Origin of the sequence: Nocardiopsis sinuspersici (assembly GCF_001998325.1) — a bacterium.
Lineage (GTDB): Bacteria > Actinomycetota > Actinomycetes > Streptosporangiales > Streptosporangiaceae > Nocardiopsis > Nocardiopsis sinuspersici.
The window spans coordinates 1,339,877-1,358,778 of sequence record NZ_MCOK01000001.1 but is presented as its reverse complement, the minus strand read 5'-3'; the positions used below and the strand labels follow the sequence as shown (position 1 = coordinate 1,358,778).

The window sequence follows — 18,902 nt, the reverse complement described above, 5'->3', positions numbered from 1 at the left end:
TCGCATGAGCCATGCCGTAGCCACCATCCTCCATGCCGACAATCACGGGGACACTGCGTACACGATGGCATATTACAACTTATTTTTAAAGCATCCGGATGAGCGGGACAAGTCGACCAGGAGGCCCCGGAGAGCACCGGGGCCCTTCCGGGCCGGGCGGGGTCCTCAGACCGACTCCCGCACCTGGCCCCGCGCAACCTCGCCGTCGACGAGGCCGAGCAGTTCCATGACCCGCTGGACGCACTGCTGGTCGCCCTCCAGGGAGAGCCGGCCGCTGACCACGGCCATGATCGGGCTCAGGTTGCCGGAACCGATCTCGACGAAGGTCCGCGCGTCGGTGACCGCGAGCATGGCGGGTGACTCGCAGCGGCCCTCGTGGGTGGTGGCCCTGCCCCCCTCCACACGGATGTGGAAGTCGGACCCGTCCACACGGAACTCGTAGCACTCGTCGAACTCCCCGACGCGCGACTGGTCGAGCATGGACTGCACCGCCAGGAAACCCCAGTGGGGCCGCACCTCGTGTTGGGGTTCGGGGGCGCCGAGGTGGCTCAGGCCCCAGTGGGCGATCTGGAGAACGGGTTCGCGCAGCAGCTCACCGTGCGCGGTGAGCTCGTAACCGCGCTCGTTGGCGCCCTCCGCCCTCCGCACGACGCCGTTCTCCGTGAGGAACTTGAGCCGCTCGGCCAAAAGGTTGGTACCGATGCCGGGCAGCGACTCCAGCAGGTCGCGGTAACGGGCCGGGCCCAGCAGGAGCTCACGCACGATGAGCAGGGTCCAGCGCTCCCCGATGATGTCCAGCGCCGACGCCAGACCACAGTACTGGTTGTACTTACGGCGCGTCCGAGACATCGGATCCCACCTTCAACGGATAGTGATTTCACTTCTCAATCACATACTACTTCATTTTTGCGAACTTCACCCGGCCCCCTGCCCAGGCCACCTGGGAAGAGGCCCGCTCCGCAACCCGCCGGGGCCTCACACGCCCTCCGGGAAGGCGCTAAGTTCTGCGCAGACGACGGTGCCACCCCGGAGGAGACCCGTGCCAGGCGAAGTGGACCAGGACCTCATCGGGCTCCGTCCCCGGGAGACCGCCGACGCCGCCCTGGAGCGCGCGGCGCGGCTGGGGGCCGAGCACACGTCCGTGCGTGTCGAGCGGACCCGGCGCTCGGTGGTCTTCCTCCGCGACGGGGCCCCGTCGAACAGCTCCGATTCCACGGACACGGCGGTGGCGGTACAGGTGCTGCGCGGGGGAGGGACCGGCTTCGCCTCCCGCACCGCCCCCGTCCCGAGGAACGCGGCGCTCTGCGCGGAGCGCGCGGTGGACCTGGCGAAAGCGGCGGCACGGGTGGGCGGGGGCGGATCGGATCCGGTGGACGAACCGGTGCACCGCGCGACTTGGCGGGCCTCCTACGAGGTGAACCCCTTCGACGTCCCGTCCGAGGAGCGCACGGCCCTTCTGGCGGACTGGAGCCGGCGCCTGCTCTCCTCACCGCCGGTCTCACACGTGTGGGCGATGCTCGCGATCACCGAAGAGAACAAGTTCTACACGGACTCGGCCGGGACCGAGACCCTCCAGCGGCGGGTGCGGACGCACCCCATGCTGGTGGCGGTGGGAACCCATCCGCGCACGGGCCGGACCGCGAGCCTACGCACCCTCGGAGGCCCCAGCGGGCAGGGTTGGGAGTACCTCTCGGGCACCGACTGGGACTGGGAGGCCGAGCTCTCGGAGCTGCCCGGGCACCTGGACGGCAAGTTGCGCGCGCCCTCGGTCGAACCTGGCCGCTACGACCTGGTCATCGATCCGTCCAACCTCTGGCTGACCCTGCACGAGTCCGTGGGACACGCCACCGAGCTCGACCGGATCCTGGGCCACGAGGCCGGTTACGCGGGCACGTCCTTCGTCTCGGCCTCGGACCTGGGGACCCTGTGCTACGGCTCGGACCTGATGAACGTCCGGGCGGACCGCACGGCACCGGGCGGGCTGGCCACGGTCGGCTTCGACGACGAGGGCGTGAAGGCACAGGAGTGGTCCCTGGTGGAGGAGGGCCTGCTGGTCGGTCTCCAGCTCGACCGGCGGGGCGCGCGCACGATCGGATCACCCCGGTCCAACGGCTGTTCGTACGCCGAGTCGGCGGCGCACGCCCCGCTCCAACGCATGCCGAACGTCTCGCTGAGGCCCTCCCCCGGCGGCCCCTCGACCCCGGACCTCCTCGGCGGTGTGGACGACGGCATCTACGTCGTGGGGGCGGCGGGCTGGTCGATCGACATGCAGCGCCGCGACTTCCAGTTCACCGCCCAACGGTGCTACCGCGTACGGGGAGGGCAGGTCGCTGAGCCGGTGGGCGACGTCGCCTACCGGGGGAACACGCAGGACTTCTGGGCGGCGCTGTCGGCGGTCGGGGGCCCGCAGACCTACCGGCTCTTCGGGGCCGACCTGTGTGCCAAGGGGCAGCCGACGCAGTCGGCGCCGGTCAGCCACGGCTGCCCCACCGCCCTGTTCGAGGGCGTGAGCGTCCGGCGCTCCGTCTGACCGACGCGTGGATCCGACAGCGCGAGGAGGAGAAGTGGCCGACCGTACCCCGCAGGAGACCGCCGAGAGGGTGTTGGCGGACTGCCGCGCCGACGCGTGCGTGGTCATCGTCGAGCAGGGCGGCGGCACCCACCTGCGGTGGGCCGCCAACACCGTGACCGCGAGCGGGAGCGCGGACGTGGGGCGCACGACCGTCATCGCCCTGCGAAACACCCGGGAGGGGACCTCGGCGGGAGTCGTCTCCCACAGCGGCGTCCACGGTGTGGACACCTCCCGGATCGCGGAGGAGGCGTGGCGCTCCTGTTCGGGGAACCCGGTCGTCGCGGACGCCCCTGCTCTCCCCGGCCCAGGTGAGGTTCCGGTCGGCTCCGCCGCCGAATGGCGCTCCCCCGCCCCCGCCCCGCCCGAGGACCCGCTCGGGAACGTGCCCGAGGAACTGCGGTCCGCCTTCGCCCGGGCCCGCGCCGAGGGCCGCCTGCTCCACGGGTACGCCGAACGACACGTCCGTACGACCTACCTGGCCTCCTCCACCGGGGTGCGCCTGCGGCACACACGTCCCACAGCCCTCTTGGACCTCACCATGCGCGGCGTCGAGGACCCGGCGACCTCCTGGGCCGGTGACAGCGCGACCACCGCCCCGGACACCCCGTTCCCCGAGGGCTGGGTCACGGCCATGGACGACCGCCTGCGCGCGCGTCCGCGCCGCACCCGCCGCTCCGCGTGTCCCCCGGGCCGCTACGAGGTTATCCTGTCCCCCTCCTGTGTCGCGGACCTCATGCTCCACCTGTACCGAGAGTTGGACGCGGACGACGCGCTGCACGGCCGTACCGTCTTCGGGCGTCCCGGGGGCGGCACCCGGCTCGGCGAACGGCTCACCTCCCAGCCGCTGGCGCTCAGCAGCGATCCGGCCCTGCCGGGGATGGGGGCCGTGCCCTTTGTGGTGGCGCGGGGCGCCGACGGCGCCGCGTCGGTCTTCGACAGCGGGCTCTCGCTCGGTGCGACGGACTGGATCGCCGACGGCGTGCTGAACACGCTCGTGCATGACCGGAGGTCGGCCCTGAGAGCCGGTGTCCCCGTCTCCCCGAGGATCGACAACCTGCGGCTGGAGGGTCCGGCGGACGCCCCGTCGCTGGCCGACATGGTGGCCTCCACCCGGCGCGGTCTGCTCGTCACCAGTCTGTGGTACCTGCGCCAGGTGGACGCCGCCTCGCTACGGCTGACCGGCCTCACCCGGGACGGGGTGTACCTGGTGGAGGACGGCGAGGTCACCGGAACGGTCGGCAACTCCCGGTTCGATGAGAGCCCGGTGGGACTGCTGGAGCGGGTGACGGAGGTGGGCCGGTCCACCAGGACCCTGCCGAGGGAGTGGGGCGACTGCACCGTGCGGACGGCCATGCCCCCGCTGCGGGTGGCCGACTTCGCGCTGTCCGCGGCGACCACCTCCGTCTGAGCACCGGTCGGCCGTACGGCGGCGGAAGCCCGCGTCAGCGCTCCGGGCCCCGCCCGAAGAGGGCCAGGAAGTCCCGGAGGAGCCCAGGGCCGAGCGCCACGACCTTCTGCTCCGGATAGGGGCGCTCCGACGGTGGGAGGTACCCGGCCTCGCCCCTCCTCGGCAGCCGTCCCCGGGAGTCGGCCAGGTGGGGCCCGTAGTAGAACCAGCAGATCTGCGCCACCTGTTCGGCGAACAGCACGGGATGCGCCCGTTCCGGGTACATCCGCATGTGGCTGTAGGTGGCGCGGAACTCCCCCTTCGGTCCGAAGCCGTTGCCGTGCATCACGTGCCCGAAGGCGTCGTGGACGGCCCGGAAGACGTCGTTGTGGGTGAACCGCACCCCGTCGATCCGCACCGGTGAGGGCTCCCTCATCGGGTGGGGCCGAGATTCCCCTCCGGGTCCGTGGCCGGAACTGGTCAGGTAGACGTGGAGCACCCTCGTGGAGAGGACGCTGCGCCTCAGGTGAGCGGACCCCCGGTAGGGCTCACCCGCCCCACGCCACGGCCTGACCCGGAGCCCGGCGCTGGTCATCGCGCGGAACTGCTCCAGGCTCTCGCGCTGGAGGCTGCGGTAGGAGCGCAGCAGCCAGGGAGGCGGGGCCACGACCGGAGCACGGTGGAAGTGCTCCGCCACCGCACGGCAGTAGTCCTCGTCCCAGTCGAGCCGCGTCCGCGGGAGCTGCCGCAGGCCGTTCTCGGCCCCCGGGAAGCGCCGCCGCAGATAGTCCTCGGCGACCGCCTCTAAGTCGAACCGCACCAGGAAACCTCCGCCCGGCAGACATTCTGACTCACGACAGCATGACCCACTTACTATAATAATGCATAGCTTTTTGTAGACACGAAGTTCAACTCGGAGGTCACTCTTGCCCCAGCAGCCCCCCACCGAGGGCACCTCCGGCATCGACGCCCTCCTGAGCGCGCTGCCCAAGGTGGATCTGCACCTGCACCTGCTGGGCGCCGCGGAACCGGAGGCCGTGGCGCGTCTGGCCGCCCGCCGTCGCGGGCACGGAGTTCCGACGGACGCCGACGGTGTACGCCGCTACTTCGCTTTCACCGGCTTCGCGCATTTCATCGAGGTGTACACGTCGGTCAACTCCCTCGTCACCAGCGCCGCCGACGTCGAGGACCTGGTCCGCGGCCTCGGCAGGCGGCTGGCCGAACACGCGGTCCGCTACGCGGAGGTGACCGTCACCCCCCTCTCCCACCTGCGCAGGGGACTACGGCCGGAGGAGCTCGCCGAGGCCCTGACCCTGGGCCGGACCCTGGTCGCCGAGCGGCACGGCGTCACACTGAACTGGATTTTCGACGCCTCGGGCGACGAGGGACCGGAGGAGGCGTCGGCCACCGTGGACTGGATCGTTCGGCACCGGCCGGAGGGAACGGTGGGCTTCGGGCTCGGTGGACCCGAGGCCGTCGCCCCCCGTGCCCTCTTCCGCGACGCCTTCGCCCGGGCCAGGGACCACGGGCTGCACAGCGTTCCGCACGCCGGGGAGACGACCACCGCGCAGGAGGTGCGGTCGGCGGTACTGGACCTGGGTGCGGAGCGGGTCGGCCACGGGATCCGCGCGGCCGGGGACCCCGCGCTGCTGGAACTCCTCGTCGAGCGGAACGTGACCCTGGAGGTGTGCCCGACCTCGAACCTGCGCACCGGCGCCGTCTCCTCTCTGGACGTCCATCCGCTGCCCGACCTTCTCGGCGCCGGGGTTCCCGTGGTGCTGGGAAGCGATGATCCGGCCATGTTCGGCACCGACCTGGAGGGTGAGTACCGGCTCTGCGCGCGGCGGTGGGGCCTCTCCCTGTCCCGGATCCTGGACCTGGCCGAGGCGGGGGTGCGCGCCGCCTTCTGCGGGGAGGAGCTGCGGGCGCGCATGCTCGATGACGTCGCCCGGCTGCGCGACTCCCTTGAGGGGACGCCCGGGGTCAGCCGCCGGCCAGGGGCGGGACGATGGTGACGGTCGTCCCGGGACGGACCGGGGCGTCGGCCCTGTGGCCGCGGGGCACGAACTCGTCGCCCAGGTAGACGTTGAAGTAGCCGAGGGGCTCGCCGTCTCCGTCCAGAAGCCGGTGGCGGTAGGCGGGTTGGCTGACGGCGAACTCCTTCAGGACCTCGTTCAGCAGCCCCTCCCCCACCTCGAACCTCGTCTGACCGCCCTGCGCCCATGCCGATGAGAGCACGATCGTGACCATTGCCGCTCCTTATTCCCTAGGCGTCCACGGCGCACCGGAACCCCGTCGCGAAGTTGGACCATCCGTCCGGGTCCCCGTACATCCGCTCGCTGCACCGCACCTGGTAGCGGAAGTTCATCCACGAGCCGCCCCGGATCACCCGGTAACGCCCCACGACCATGCGCAGTGTGGCGTCGCACTCCACCTCCTCGTCGTAGAGGTGGGCGACGGTCGAGTTCCACTCGTAAACGTTGCCGGCCATGTCGGAGCACCCGAAGTAGCTGTCGCCCTCCGGCCCGAACGCACCCACGGCCGTGGTCTGCGGCAGGGGCCCGGACCTGGAACGAACCGACTCCCACCACCGTCTCCACTCCCCGGGTGAGTGGAGGCGGCCCGCGTGGTACTCGGCGGTGTTGGCGTTCTCCCGCCTCCAGTCGTCGCCCCAGGGCCAGAGGCGGAAGACGGGGCCCCGCGCCGCGAACTCCCACTCCGCCTCGGTCGGCAGCCGTTTGCCGGCCCACGTCGCGTAGCTCTGCGCGTCCTCGAAGGAGACGTGGACGACCGGGTGGTCGCCATAGCCCTCGGCCCTTCCCTCCCCGGCGGGGCTGTGCCAACAGGCCCCCGCCCGCTCCTCCCAGTAGCCGGAGCCGTAGACCATTCCCCGGCCCGCGCGCTCGGCTCCGGTCCGGTAGCCGGTGTCCCGGACGAACTCCGCGAACTCGTCGACGGTCACGGGGTACCGGTCGATCCGATAGGGCCGCACCGTCCGCGTCCGCTGGGGGGTCTCGTCGCCGAACCACTCTCCGGGGAAGGGCTGGCTCTCGCGCTCCAACCAGGCGAGCACCCACGGAGGCGACCCCATGGGGAACGTTCCTCCCGGCACACACACCATCTCGCCCATCCAACCGACCCCGCTTCCGTAGGACATCACGGAAAATACTATAATTATATATAGCTAATTGGGTCATGGCCATACCTCGACAGCCTCAGGACGACTTCGGCCCCGGTCGCGGCCCCGCGGGGCCGCGACCGGGGCCGAAGGACCGGGGTCAGGCACCCTTGAGGGAGCGCGCGTAGGCGACCTCCACGGCCTTGGCCCAGAGCGCCCCGCGCTCGGCTGCGCGCTTTTCCACCTCGGGGGTGAATTCGAACCACTCCGAGGTCGGAGCGTCCGGCGTCTCACCCTTGAGGTAGCTCTCCAGGAAGTCGAGCGGCATCTCCCAGCCCACACCGACGCCCCAGTCGCCGGTCTCCGGATCACTGACCAGGAAGGACTCGCTCACCGAGGCGTGCTCCAGCTCCAGGAGCGTGCCACCGCCCTCGGCCTCGGACAGCCGGAGCTCCACATAGGCGGCGGGGTCGTCCCCGTACTCCCAGGTGAGCGCCAGGAGGTGAGGGGCCTCGCACTTCAGGATGCTGCCGCTGGCGTTGCCCTCCAGCGCGAAGTTCCCCCCGGCCCGGAGGTCACCCGCGGGCTCCATGAACCACCTGTTGATCCGCTTCGGGTCGGTGCAGGCACTCCAGACCTCCTCCACCGAAGCGCTGTAGGTCCGACGGATCAGCGCGGTGTGGGCCTCCCCGGCATCGATCGTGCGTCGGCCCACCTCGCGGTGGGTCCCGGCGGACGAACTCGCGGTCTCGGTCATTGCTCTCCCCGTTCCTCTCCAACGGACGACCGTCCGTGACGACGGCCGCCATGACGACGAAAATTATCCATTCTCTGCTTATATAAGTCAAGGCTAATCAAAGCGCGTTCGGCGTGCCTCCGCCCATGGAGCCCGTGCGCGCTCGAACGCTCACCTCCTGACCCCGACGAACAGCCCGCGCCCGGTCAGCCACGTCCCGTGGAAGTCGACGTCGCACCCGGCCAGGTCGAAGGCCGCGCGGTATTCGGCCTCGGTGAACATCATCAGGTGTTCGACCTCGGTGAACCCGCTGACACCCGAGGGGCCGGCGACGGTCCAGTGCACCTCCAGGCGGGTCGCACGCCCCTCTCTGCGGGAGTGGGACACGCGCGCGATGGTCTGGTCCCCCTCCCGGACGAGGTCCCCGGCGACGTGTCCTTCGAGGAAGCGTTCGGGGAACCACCAGGGCTCGACGACGAGCACGCCCCCCGGCACCAGGTGGTCGGCCATCCGCCGGACCGCATCACGGAGTTCGGGGACGCCTCCGACGTAGTTCACCGAGGTGAAGAGGCACGTGACCGCGTCGAAGGAGCGGCCGAGCCCGAAGTTGCGCATGTCCCCGGAGTGGACCGGCACCGACGGCAGCCGACGCCTGGACCGCTCGCGCATGGTCAAGGAGATCTCCAGTCCCTCGACTCGGTCGAACAGGCCGGAGAGGACTTCCAGGTGCGCCCCCGTGCCGCAGCCGACGTCGAGCAGCGAGGAGGCGCCGGGGAGCACGGACCTGATCCGCCGGGCCACGTCCCGGGCCTCGGCCTTCCAGTCCTTGCCGCGTGCCCGGTACACGCGCTCGTAGACGTCGGCGTGCTCCGGCCCGAAGGCCTCGACCGCGGGAGAGGGGGGCATCGCTCCTCCTTCGTCCGCGCCGAAGGGCTCCCTGGCGCGGGAACGGAAGTCCGGGACGCGTGCGCGCGGACCGGAGCGTCCGGGCACCGCGTACATAGCGTCTCAACTCACTAATTCTTTATCAAGCACATGTTCGCGGCTACCGCTGTTTCCGGTTGTAGAAGAACATCGTGAGAGGCGCGAACAGCAGGATCAGGACCCCGCAGGCGACGAACCCTCCGAGCAGTTCCCCGGGTGTGAGGGAGCCGTGCATGAGCCCCCGGACCACGGTCGTGGCGTGGCTCACAGGGTTGGCCGAGACGACGAAGCCCAGCCAGGAGGGCATGGTGTCCGGGTCGACGAGGATGTTGCTGCCGAACACGAGGAGGAACTGGAGCGGGAAGGTGGCTCCCTGGACCGCGGTCGGCGTGCGCATCATGACCCCGAACAGCGTCCAGATCCACGCCAGGCTGAAGGTGAAGAACTGGATGAAGAGCAGCGCCAGGAGCACCCCCACCAGGCCGCCCTCCGGCCGGAAGCCGAGGAGGAGTCCCAGGAGCAGGGGCACGGTCGAGGCGACGGCGTACCGGACGACGTCGCCGAGCATCGAGCCGACCAGGACCGACGGCCTCCAGATGGGCAGTGAGCGGAACCGGTCGAAGGTCCCCTTGTGCATGTCCTGGTTGAGCGTGATCCCGGTGTACATGCTCGTGAGCGCCACGGCCAGGACCACGACCCCCGGAAGGAAGTACTGGAGGTACTCCGCCGGGGATCCCGACATCGCCCCGCCGAACAGGTACGTGAACAGCAGCGTGAACATGACCGGGAAGATGATCGCGTCGCTGAGCTGGTCGGGCACGTGCTTGATCTTCAGCAGAGCCCGCCAGGCGAAGGCGAGGGACGCCGCCACGGGCCCCGACCGCCTCGGGCGCTCGGAGCTCACCAGTGCCCGGTGCAGCGCGGAGCGTTCGGTGTCGCTGAGGGGTGTGACGGGGGCGCTCATCGGATCGCCTCCTCTTCCTCTCGTTCGGCGGTCGTGGCCCTGTACCCGGTCATCGCGAGGAACGCCTCGTCCAGGCTGGGCCGGTCGGCGGCGAAGTCGCTCACTTCCACCCCCTGCTGTGAGAGCCGGGTGACGGCCTCCGCTGCCAGACCGGCTTCGGAGATGGACACCGACAATCGGCCCGTCTCCGGGTCCCAGGAGGTCCGTGCGCCGAAGTCGCGTCGCAGGAGGTCCTCCGCCTCCCCCCGTCGCCGCGGGTCGTGCAGCCCCAGGCGCAGGGTGGCGTTCCCCGCGGCCTCCCTGATCTGCTTCGGCGTCCCCCGGGCCACCACGCGGCCCCGGTCGAGGAAGGCGATGTTGCGGGCCAGGCGGTCGGCCTCCTCCAGGTACTGCGTGGTGAGCAGGACCGTCGTGCCCGTATCGACCATCACGCGGATGATGTCCCACACCCGGCTGCGGCTGCGCGGGTCCAGGCCGGTGGTCGGCTCGTCCAGGAAGAGCAGGTCCGGGGTGACGACGATGCTGGCCGCGATGTCGATGCGGCGCCGCTCTCCGCCCGAGTAGGTGCGCAGCAGCCGGTTCGCCGCCTCGGCCAGGTCGAACGCGTCCAGGAGCTGTTCGGCGCGCTCGCGGGCGGCGCCGCGACGAAGGCCGCGCAGCAGGCCGGCCAGCACGAGGTTCTCCCCGCCGGTCAGTTCCTCGTCCACCGTGGTCGACTGCCCGGTCAGGCTGATCCGGGAGCGCACGGTGTCGGCCTCGGTGACGACGTCGTGCCCCAGGACGCGCGCGGCGCCGGAGTCCGGCCGGATCAGCGTGCTCAGCAGGCGGATCGTGGTGGTCTTACCGCATCCGTTGGGACCCAGCAGGCCGTAGACGGCACCGCGCGGGACGTTCAGGTCGAGTCCGTCGACGGCCCGGGTGGATGCGAAGCTCTTCTTCAGGTCCACCGTCTCGATGGCGGGACCCGAGTCCGAAGTCATGGTGGTCCTCTCTCTGGGGTGGTGGTGCGGTGCGGCCGACCGGCCCCCGCGGGCAACGCGCCGGCTGGGTCGTACCGCCCCGCCGGGACGGCGGCCCGCCTGGGCGGAGCCGGGATATCGCGCCCCGAACCTGACGGCGATCATAGAAGCACTTGCTTATATAAGTCAAGGTTGATCTCTTGCCCCAAGAGGAACGGCGGCGTGAACCACGAGAGGCCTACCCTTATTAACTACAGATATATATAGTTAGCGTGAGGGCGGTCCCACGCGGACCACGACGCCACCACCCAGGGGAACGCATGCGACCGCGTCACATCTTGTGCCTCAGCGTCCAGGGGCACGGGCACGTCCACCCGTCACTCGACCTGATCGGGGAACTGACCGCACGAGGCCACAGGGTCAGCTACGTGACCGGCGCGATGTTCGCCGAGGCCGTGGAGTCGGCCGGGGCGGCGCTGTTCCCCTACCGGTCGGTCTTCGACGACGTCCACGTCCCCGACCTGGTCGGACAGGACGACGCCGAGACACGGATGCACCTGCTCCACCTCCAAGAGAACCTCGCCATTCTGCGCGCCGCGGAGGCGGCCTTCGACGACGACCCGCCGGACCTCGTGCTCTACGACGTCTTCCCCTTCATCGCGGGCCGGCTCCTCGCGCGGAAATGGCGGCGGCCCGCGGTGCGCCTGTCGCCGATCTTCGCCGCCAACGAGCACTACTCCATCTACGAGGCGCTGTGGCGCGGCAACGGGTTCCGGCATCCGGCCGACGTGGCGGGGTTCGAACCGGTGATACGGAAGGTCTTCGCGGAGTTCGGTGACGAGCACAGGTCCGTCAGGGAGTTCTGGGACGAGATCGAGGACCTGAACATCGTGTTCATCCCGCGGTCGTTCCAGGTCGCCGAGGAGACCTTCGACGAGCGGTTCGTCTTCGTCGGCCCCTCCTCCCCGCCCACCACCGAACCGGTCGGCTGGCGACCGCCCGAGGGCGGCTCCCCGGTCCTCCTGGTCTCCCTGGGCAACCAGTTCAACGAGCACCCCGGGTTCTTCCGCGCGTGCGCCGAGGCCTTCGCCGGCTCCGAGTGGCACGTGGTCCTGGTGGTCGGGCAGTTCCTCGACCCCTCGGAGCTGGACGGGCTCCCCGGCCGCACCGAGGTGCACGCCTGGCTCCCCTTCGACGAGGTCCTCCCGCACACGACGGTCCTTCTGACCCAGGGCACCACGGGCGCGGTGATGGACTCGCTGCGCCACGGCCGCCCCCTGCTCGTGGCGCCCCACTTCGCGCCGGAGGCCCGCCCCTCCGCCGACCAGGTGGTCGAACTGGGGCTCGGCCACCGCCTGGACCCCGACGACACGGACCCCGCGGGTATCGCACGGGCCGTCCGCGCCCTGGCCGCGGACGCGCGGACCGCGAAACGGGCCGCCGCCGCCCGCGCGGACATCCTCGCGGCGGGCGGCGCAGGACGAGCGGCCGACGCCGTGGAGGAGTTCGCGCGGACGTCGGACCCGACCGCCCGTTCCGGCCGGCGTAGGGGGCGAACGGCCGACACCGGCCAGTAAAATCAGCTTTGACTTATATAAGCAAACCGCTAAACTCTGGGTGTGCGCGCTTTCGACATACTTGGTGAACCCGTCCGCCGCCGAATCCTCGAACTACTCGCCGACGGCGAACGGACCGCGGGCCAGGTCAGCGCCGTGATCCAGGAGGAGTTCGGGATCTCGCAGCCCGCCGTCTCCCAGCACCTTCGGGTCCTGCGGGAGAACGGCCTCGTGACCGTCCTGGCCGAGGGAACCCGGCGCCTGTACGCCGTGGCTCCCTCACCCCTCAAGGACGTCGACCTGTGGCTGGAGCGCTACAGGAAGTTCTGGAACCAGCGGCTCGACTCACTGGAGACCGACCTGGCGCGCGGGGCACGCGAGTCGCGTGTGGGACCGGAGCGCCCCGAGGCGGACGCACGTGTCCCGCCCGACACCGAGCGCACGGCCAGGCCGCGCCCGGACGGGGAGGCGTAGCGCGCCACCGGCTTCTCACACCTCCTCGACGTAGGAGTTCTCCGCGTACCACCCGCCGCGGCCCGCGGGCAGCAGGTCGAGTACCTGCCATACCGGCGAGAGCAGGTCGATACCCCGCTCGGACCGCGTCGGCGAGAGTTCCGGGCGCGCGCTGTAGTGGTGGCGCACCACCCCGTTCGCCCGCACGAACACCGACACCCCGGGGGCCTGCTCGCAGTCCTTGGTCTCCACTCCGAAGTCGTGGTTGAAGGTGTTCTCCAGACTGGAGAGCAGCCGCAGGCCGCCCCACCCGCGACGCGCGCCCCAGGACCTCAGCTCGTCCGCACCGGCCTTCGCCACGACCGCGAACGCGGTGTGCCTGGCCAGGTGTGCCGCCACACCCTGGAACCCGTCGACCCACATCGAGCACATGGGGCACGCCTGCCCGCTCCCCGGTTCGAACATCAGGTGGTAGACCACCAGGGTGTCGTGCGGGCCGAAGAGGTCGGCCAGGGCGGTCTCGACGGGGCCGTCTCCCCGCGCCGGCCCCGCTGGCCGCTCCCGGAAGACGTACTCGTCCACGACCGCGCCCCTGGGCAGTGCGCGGCGCTCGGCGGCCACGCTCTCGGCGAGGTCGTGGAGTTCGCGCTCCCTGCGCAGCAGGGACCGGCGCGCGGCCGCGTAGGCGGAGTCGGCCGCCGCCGGCCACAGGACGATGTCGTCCTCCTCGTTCACGGACCCTCCGGTGCTCCCCTGGTTCTGACCCATTTCGCTCCCTTTCCGACAGACGAGTACTCACCCGCCGGGCTCCCCGGCCTCCGCGGGCACCTCCCCGGAGCACGGGTGCCGCCCGGCGGCGCATCGGGCACGGCACCGGCCCCGAATCGGCCCTGGCCGCCCGAACGCGCCCATGCTACGGTCAAGAGTATATTTTTTTAAACTATTTAGGTTGGTTTCCGGGAAGGTTCGGGGTTCTGACCGCGAGGGGCGTCCCACGCCGCCGCCGTGACCGCCCGTCAGGACCGGCCACGTCCCGGTGAGGTGAAGGGAGAGGACATGAACCGTCCCCGACGCCCGGGGCCGCCTCGGCTGCTCGACGGAGGGCTGGCGACCGAGCTCGCCCGCGCCGGCGAACCCGTGGAGGCACCTTGGTGGACCAACAAGTCCCTGTTGGTCGGTACCAGGCGCGAACGCCTGCGAGGGATCCACGAGGACTTCCTGGACGCCGGCGCGGACGTGCTCACCGCCAACACCTTCCGGTGCAACCTCCGGACACTGGACCGGCTGGGGTTCGACCCGGGCTCGGGAAGGGCGTGGATGGTGCACGCGGCGCTGGGAACCGCAGAGCGGGCCGCCGAACGGTACCCGGGGGTGGACGTGGTCGGCTCCATGGGACCGGTCGAGGACTGCTACCAGCCCGGCTCGGTCCCCGCGGACGACTCCGTCCTGCGCGCGGAACACCGCTGGATGGCCACCGAGCTCCGGCGCTGCGGGGTGGAGGTCTTCCTGGTGGAGACGATGAACACCGTCAGGGAGGCCCGGATCGCGGTCGAAGAGGTCGTCGCGGTGGGCGGCGTGCCGTGGGCGGGGTTCGTCTGCGGTGACGGCGCGGCCCTGCTGTCGGGCGAGCCCCTGGCCGAGGCGGCCCGGGCCGTCGAGGCGGCCGGAGCGGCGATGGTCTGCGTGAACTGCACCGCCCCGGAGAGGACGGAGGAGGCACTGCGGGTCCTGCGCACGTCGTACTCCGGCGCGCTCGGGGCTTATCCGAACATCGAGGAACGCGGTCCGGACACCTCCGTGGAGGGACCCCTGGCCCCGGCGGTGGAACCCGCCGCCTTCGCGGCGACCATGGCGCGCTGGGCCGGAGAGTACGGACTCGACCTCGTCGGCGGCTGCTGCGGGACGACGTCCGCGCACATCGCCGCCCTGGCCCGGGCCCTGGCCGGAGAGCACGCCGCGGCTCCCGGCGGGTCGCGGCCCTGACGGCGCGCCCGCCGGGGCCGGGCACGGCGGCCCCGGCGGGCGACCACGCCTCAGGCGGAGAAGAGCCCCTTGTTCAGCATGGGCTTGGCCGTCTCCTGGAAGTCGATCCCCGGGTGGAGTTCGCGGATCGTCCCCTCGACCACCAGCAGGGAGAGCAGGGGGAAGACGAGCTCCGCGGCAGCGTGCACCCCGTGTCTGCGTTGCAGGTCGAACATCTCGGTCGCGAAGGCGACGAGGCTGAACTCCTCCGCCGAGAGCCCGTGGCTGCGGTGGACCAGGTCCGCCATGAGCACGGTGAAGCCCTCCAGGTCCGCGTCGGGGCCCAGCCCGGTCGAGCTCTCGATGACGATCTCGGCACAGCGTGTGCCGCGTCCGACGGCCATGTTCATGAAGAACTCGGCGAACAGCCGCCGCAGCCGGTCGGATAGCTGGACGCTGAACCCGGCGTCGAGGAGGACCACCTGCCCCGCCTCGGTGAAGTACAGGTTCCCCCGGTGCAGGTCGCAGTGGACGAAACCGTCGACGAAGAGCATCCGGTAGACGGCGGTCAGCCCGGCTTCCGCGAACCCGCGGCGCAGCACGGGCGAGCACCGCCGCGGCGTCTCCGTGTCGAGTCCGGGCACGAACTCCATCGCGACGCAGTGCGGTCGGCACAGTTCCTCGTAGACCCGGGGCGCGCTCACACGCCGCACGGCGGAGAGGTTGCCGCGCAGCCGTTGGAGGGCCTCGGCCTCGCGGGGGAAGTCGAGCTGGCCCAGGACCGCGTCGGCGACCTGTCCGACGACCTGGACGACCGGCATGCCGGCCAGGAGCGGAAGCCGGGCGGCCAGGGCGGCGCCCCGGCGCATCAGCCACAAGTCGCGTTCCATGACCTCGGGGACCCCGGGCCTCAGGACCTTGAGCGCCACCGCGCCCCGGGACTCGCTGTCGGCCCGGTAGACGCAGGCGATGCTGCCTCCGGCGACCGGCCGGAAGTCGATCCGCCGGAACAGTTCCGGCATCTCCTCCCCGTAGACCTCACGCAGGAGGCGTTCGCTGCGCGCCTCGTCCAGGGGGGCGACGTCGTCCTGGAGGCGGGAGAGCTCGTCGCAGAGGGCGGGCGACAGCATGTCCCTGCGGGTTCCGAGCACCTGGCCGACCTTGACGAACGCGGGGCCCAACCGCATCAGCAGTCCGGTCATCCGCCGGTGGAACCGTCGGCGGCCTCGGTCGCCGCCGGAGGCCACAGCCACCGCCAGCCCCTCCGCCGCCGCCGCGGGGAGCGCCACGGCCACGGTGGAGAACACTCGCGCGGCCCGGCGCAGGTACCTGAGTCCTTGTGGCACGGGGGGCTCCCTCAGCATCGTGAGTCATGGCCGGCGGACCGCCGGAAACCCGGCAGTTCGACCGCCCGCAGCTGTAGCGTGTCGTAGTCGCAGTACCAGTGCAGCCTCCCGTCCCATGTCAGGGCGCTCGGCCTGCCCCACACCGAGACGGCCAGGCGCCGGTGGTGCCCGTTGACGTCCAGCAGGGTGAGTCGGGACCTCTGGTGGTCGGCGTAGGCGACGAAGCCGTCGGAGACCGTCACACCGGTGGGGTGCCCGCCCACCGAGACGGTCTCCAGCAGGGCGAGGCCGTCCAGCGAGCGGAAGTCGAGGACGCCGAGGTCCCCGTAGCTCATCCAGATCCCCTCCCGGCCCGCCTCGATCCCGGTGACGGCGTGGCCGGGGCGGGGGTTGGGCGCCTCGTCGAGGGTGGCCCCGTTCCCGGGGTCCAGCAGCCGCAGCCGGTCGTCCTCCCCCACGATCTGGAGCAGTCCTCCCCGCAGCGTGGTCAGGTCGGTGCTCATGTCGTCGCAGGAGATCTGGTGCACGACCTCCCCCGAGTGGGGGTCGACCGCGCTGATGCGCCGTGTGAACCCCTCCGAGAACCAGAGGAACTGGCCGAACCAGGTCAGTCCGCACGGGGTGAGCGCGTTCACGGGGAGGTCGCGGACGATACCCGCCAGGATGGTCATCGCGCCTCCCTCCCGCGAACGATCCGGCAGTCCATCCGCCACTCCATGACGTCGCGCACCGTGTCGGGCCTGTGCATCCGAACCCTCAGGACGTCGCCCTCCGAGACCGCGGTGTGGCGCAGGGGCCAGATCCAGACGCCCCAGTTGCATCCCGGGTAGGAGGGGAAGTTCGACAGGGAGACGTCGGGGGTGAACGCCGCCGTGAACGATCCCATGATGGCGTGGAGCCTGCCGGGGCGGACGACGGTCAGTTCGTGGGTCTCCCCGAGGGACGAGGGGCCCTTGGCGCCCAGCTCGGACTCGGCCGCGGGGACGGGGGCGCTCAGCAGGACGGGGTCCCTCTGGAAGAAGTGGAGCTGGGCCGCGGGGACGGCGTGCTCCTGGACCACCGCCAGACTGTGGCCGAGGAAGCCGTCCGACCAGATGCCCCAGCCCTCACCGTCGAACTGGATCGCCGCGAGCTCGGTGGTGAGGGCGCGGGGAACGCACCTGCCTCCCTTCGCGAGGTTGGCCTCGGCGAACCGGGCGAAGGTCTCGGGCATCTCCTCCTCCGGTCCCAGGTTGCCCATGAGCTCACCCACCACCACGTCCGCCGGAACGGGCAGGCGCACGGAACGGGCGTCGCCCTGGATGACGGTGAGCCGGTCCCCGAGCCCGTTGCCCTCGGCGATACGCGCGGCGAGCGCGGCGGTCGCGGGGTCGCCCTCCACCGCGAACACGTGCCCCGCCCCGTGGCGGAGGGCCAGCAGGCTCAACGCGAGCGTGCCCGCACCGAGGTCGGCGACGACGTCTCCCGGGGTGATCTCCTCTCTCAGAGCCCGGTCGTAGGCGTCCAGCCGCCTTCCGTCGGAGAGCATCACCTGATGCATCAGCAGTGTCCGGCTGTCCACGGCGCCTCCTGTAAGCGGGCCCTCCCGCACGCCGAGGCGTACGGGAGGGGATGTGGGATCGGGTCAGACGTTGACGGCGGCGTGCTCGCCGACGATCGCCTCCCGCATGACGAGCCGGAGCCCGGACAGGCGGGCCTTGGCCTCGTCTCCAGTGGTCAGGAGGGCGGCGTCGGAGCCGACCATGGTCAGCTCCGTGCCCTCCGGGTCCAGGTCCGACAGACGTCCGGAGACGTGGACCGGGTTCGCCGCGTACAGCACACCGTGCGGCGTGACGACCTCGAACTCCGCGTCGATGTGCAGGTCGCCGGGGTAGCGGACGCTGCTGAGGCTCTCCTCGGTGCCCTCGCCCAGGGTGCCCCCGGACGGCCGGGGCCAGCTGGCCCTCAGCATGACCCTGCCGCCGAGCTCCTCGCAGTGGCCCACCAGCGAGGTCCTGGCGAGCTGGGCGAGGACCCCGCGGCCCTCGCCGTGCTTCTCGGGACCGAAGAGCAGGATCTCCGCACCAGCGGCCAGCTTGTGGTCGCCGGTCACCTCGACGGTGACGGTCCGCCCGTTGACCTCCAGCTGCAGCTGGCCCTCCATCGAGACCTGCATGATCATCGAGGGGTCGACCAGCATGGACATGCAGGCCGCGGGGCTGTCGGCGAAGAACACCGAGGGGGTGGTGCCGATCGGCTGGTTGTCGTCGGTCGACGGGTACCAGGCCTCGGGGAGCGTGGTGCCGCGGACGACGCCCGGGGACTGCACGAGCTCCATCTGCTGGTCACCGCGCGGGTAGCCCAGGTAGGGGCGTCCCAGGGGCTTCTGGAAGGGCGGGACCGAGTCGACGACCCCGTAGATGTCGATGACGTTGCGGTGCACCAGCCGCATGCTGCTGGTCTCCAGGATGCCGAAACGGCGGATGTGGAACTCGGCCGGGAAGTTGGTGCCCGGCGCGATCTGCCGCACGTGCCCCGTGTTGGGCAGCAGGGGGTTGGACAGGATCTGGATCCGGTCGTTCAACTCGTAGCTGAACCCCTTGATCCCCACCTCGGGAGCGCTGATCAGCTCCGTGTCGAACTCGGCGTGTCCCTTGGCGTCCACGCGGTGCTCGAAGCCCGGCATCGGCCACTTGTTCATCTGGACGAAGCCGGAGAGATTGATGGTCTCCCGCTTGCCGCCGTAGTAGTCATCGCCGTAGACGATGGTCGCGGCGGCCAGGATGTGCGGGCGGATCGGCTTGGGCGCCAGATCCAGCGATTCGTAGTTTTCCATGGCCATTGAGGACCTCCAACTCGATGCGCCGCCGATGAGCGGCAGGGAGCATCGATTCAGAAGCTATATTTTTTTAAAGTCACCGTCAATGCTATGAGAGCCACGGAAGA

General features: G+C 70.8%; 19 protein-coding genes. 6 read left to right on the top strand and 13 right to left on the bottom strand.

Features of this window, described 5'->3' with window-relative positions; genetic code table 11:
• Positions 1-165: 165 nt before the first annotated feature.
• Entirely contained in the window at positions 166-849 is a 684-nt protein-coding gene (locus NOSIN_RS05680; RefSeq protein ID WP_077689727.1) for a winged helix-turn-helix transcriptional regulator, read from the bottom strand.
• 190 nt (positions 850-1,039) lie between these two features.
• On the opposite strand from NOSIN_RS05680, the gene NOSIN_RS05675 reads away from it, so the two are divergent.
• Both NOSIN_RS05675 and NOSIN_RS05670 read left to right on the top strand, forming a co-directional pair.
• A complete protein-coding gene (locus tag NOSIN_RS05675; RefSeq protein ID WP_077689726.1) occupies positions 1,040-2,530 on the top strand; it encodes a TldD/PmbA family protein in 1,491 nt (496 codons plus the stop codon).
• Positions 2,531-2,564: 34 nt separating this feature from the next.
• Positions 2,565-3,980 (top strand): metallopeptidase TldD-related protein, encoded by a 1,416-nt coding sequence (locus tag NOSIN_RS05670; protein WP_077689725.1) that lies wholly within the window; start codon positions 2,565-2,567, stop codon positions 3,978-3,980.
• 34 nt (positions 3,981-4,014) lie between these two features.
• Here the strand turns inward: NOSIN_RS05670 and NOSIN_RS05665 are convergent, their stop codons facing one another.
• Positions 4,015-4,779, bottom strand: a complete 765-nt coding sequence (locus NOSIN_RS05665; protein WP_193371911.1) for a crotonobetainyl-CoA--carnitine CoA-transferase — start codon at positions 4,777-4,779, stop codon at positions 4,015-4,017.
• Between the two features lie 106 nt (positions 4,780-4,885).
• On the opposite strand from NOSIN_RS05665, the gene add reads away from it, so the two are divergent.
• Positions 4,886-5,974, top strand: coding sequence for an adenosine deaminase (gene add, locus NOSIN_RS05660; protein WP_077689724.1), 1,089 nt, complete (start codon positions 4,886-4,888; stop codon positions 5,972-5,974).
• Here the strand turns inward: add and NOSIN_RS05655 are convergent.
• From NOSIN_RS05655 to NOSIN_RS05630, 6 genes are all read right to left on the bottom strand, one after another.
• Positions 5,943-6,209 carry a MoaD/ThiS family protein gene (locus NOSIN_RS05655; protein ID WP_077689723.1) on the bottom strand — a complete coding sequence of 89 codons (267 nt, stop codon included), beginning with the start codon at positions 6,207-6,209 and terminating at the stop codon, positions 5,943-5,945. The genes add and NOSIN_RS05655 overlap by 32 nt on opposite strands.
• A 16-nt stretch (positions 6,210-6,225) precedes the next feature.
• Positions 6,226-7,080 (bottom strand): formylglycine-generating enzyme family protein, encoded by an 855-nt coding sequence (locus NOSIN_RS05650; RefSeq protein ID WP_269087600.1) that lies wholly within the window; start codon positions 7,078-7,080, stop codon positions 6,226-6,228.
• A gap of 157 nt (positions 7,081-7,237) precedes the next feature.
• On the bottom strand, positions 7,238-7,834 hold the full coding sequence (locus NOSIN_RS05645) for an SRPBCC family protein (RefSeq protein WP_077689721.1): 597 nt from the start codon (positions 7,832-7,834) through the stop codon (positions 7,238-7,240).
• Between the two features lie 150 nt (positions 7,835-7,984).
• Positions 7,985-8,719, bottom strand: a complete 735-nt coding sequence (locus tag NOSIN_RS05640) for a class I SAM-dependent methyltransferase (RefSeq protein WP_077693428.1) — start codon at positions 8,717-8,719, stop codon at positions 7,985-7,987.
• Between the two features lie 139 nt (positions 8,720-8,858).
• Complete coding sequence (locus NOSIN_RS05635; protein ID WP_077689720.1) at positions 8,859-9,701, bottom strand: ABC transporter permease; 843 nt, start codon at positions 9,699-9,701, stop codon at positions 8,859-8,861.
• Entirely contained in the window at positions 9,698-10,681 is a 984-nt protein-coding gene (locus tag NOSIN_RS05630) for an ATP-binding cassette domain-containing protein (protein ID WP_077689719.1), read from the bottom strand. The genes NOSIN_RS05635 and NOSIN_RS05630 overlap by 4 nt, the downstream gene beginning before the upstream one ends.
• Before the next feature lie 299 nt (positions 10,682-10,980).
• Here NOSIN_RS05630 and NOSIN_RS05625 point away from each other — a divergent pair, with 299 nt between their 5' ends.
• Positions 10,981-12,237 (top strand): macrolide family glycosyltransferase, encoded by a 1,257-nt coding sequence (locus NOSIN_RS05625; protein WP_077689718.1) that lies wholly within the window; start codon positions 10,981-10,983, stop codon positions 12,235-12,237.
• A gap of 42 nt (positions 12,238-12,279) precedes the next feature.
• Positions 12,280-12,690, top strand: a complete 411-nt coding sequence (locus NOSIN_RS05620) for an ArsR/SmtB family transcription factor (RefSeq protein WP_077689717.1) — start codon at positions 12,280-12,282, stop codon at positions 12,688-12,690.
• A 15-nt stretch (positions 12,691-12,705) separates the two neighbouring features.
• Here the strand turns inward: NOSIN_RS05620 and NOSIN_RS05615 are convergent, their stop codons facing one another.
• The gene (locus tag NOSIN_RS05615) at positions 12,706-13,437 is read right to left on the bottom strand and encodes a DUF899 family protein (RefSeq protein WP_077689716.1); all 732 of its coding nucleotides are present in this window, start codon (positions 13,435-13,437) and stop codon (positions 12,706-12,708) included.
• Positions 13,438-13,725: 288 nt separating this feature from the next.
• Between NOSIN_RS05615 and NOSIN_RS05610 the strand changes: the two genes are divergently transcribed.
• Entirely contained in the window at positions 13,726-14,652 is a 927-nt protein-coding gene (locus NOSIN_RS05610; protein ID WP_077689715.1) for a homocysteine S-methyltransferase family protein, read from the top strand.
• A gap of 50 nt (positions 14,653-14,702) precedes the next feature.
• Here NOSIN_RS05610 and NOSIN_RS05605 read toward each other — a convergent pair whose 3' ends face one another.
• From NOSIN_RS05605 to NOSIN_RS05590, 4 genes are all read right to left on the bottom strand, one after another.
• Positions 14,703-15,977 carry an ABC1 kinase family protein gene (locus NOSIN_RS05605; protein ID WP_216349807.1) on the bottom strand — a complete coding sequence of 425 codons (1,275 nt, stop codon included), beginning with the start codon at positions 15,975-15,977 and terminating at the stop codon, positions 14,703-14,705.
• A gap of 11 nt (positions 15,978-15,988) precedes the next feature.
• The gene (locus tag NOSIN_RS05600; RefSeq protein ID WP_077689713.1) at positions 15,989-16,648 is read right to left on the bottom strand and encodes an NHL repeat-containing protein; all 660 of its coding nucleotides are present in this window, start codon (positions 16,646-16,648) and stop codon (positions 15,989-15,991) included.
• A complete protein-coding gene (locus tag NOSIN_RS05595) occupies positions 16,645-17,538 on the bottom strand; it encodes a methyltransferase domain-containing protein (protein WP_077689712.1) in 894 nt (297 codons plus the stop codon). The genes NOSIN_RS05600 and NOSIN_RS05595 overlap by 4 nt, the downstream gene beginning before the upstream one ends.
• A 63-nt stretch (positions 17,539-17,601) precedes the next feature.
• A complete protein-coding gene (locus NOSIN_RS05590) occupies positions 17,602-18,792 on the bottom strand; it encodes a DUF6004 family protein (protein WP_216349806.1) in 1,191 nt (396 codons plus the stop codon).
• Positions 18,793-18,902 lie beyond the last annotated feature (110 nt).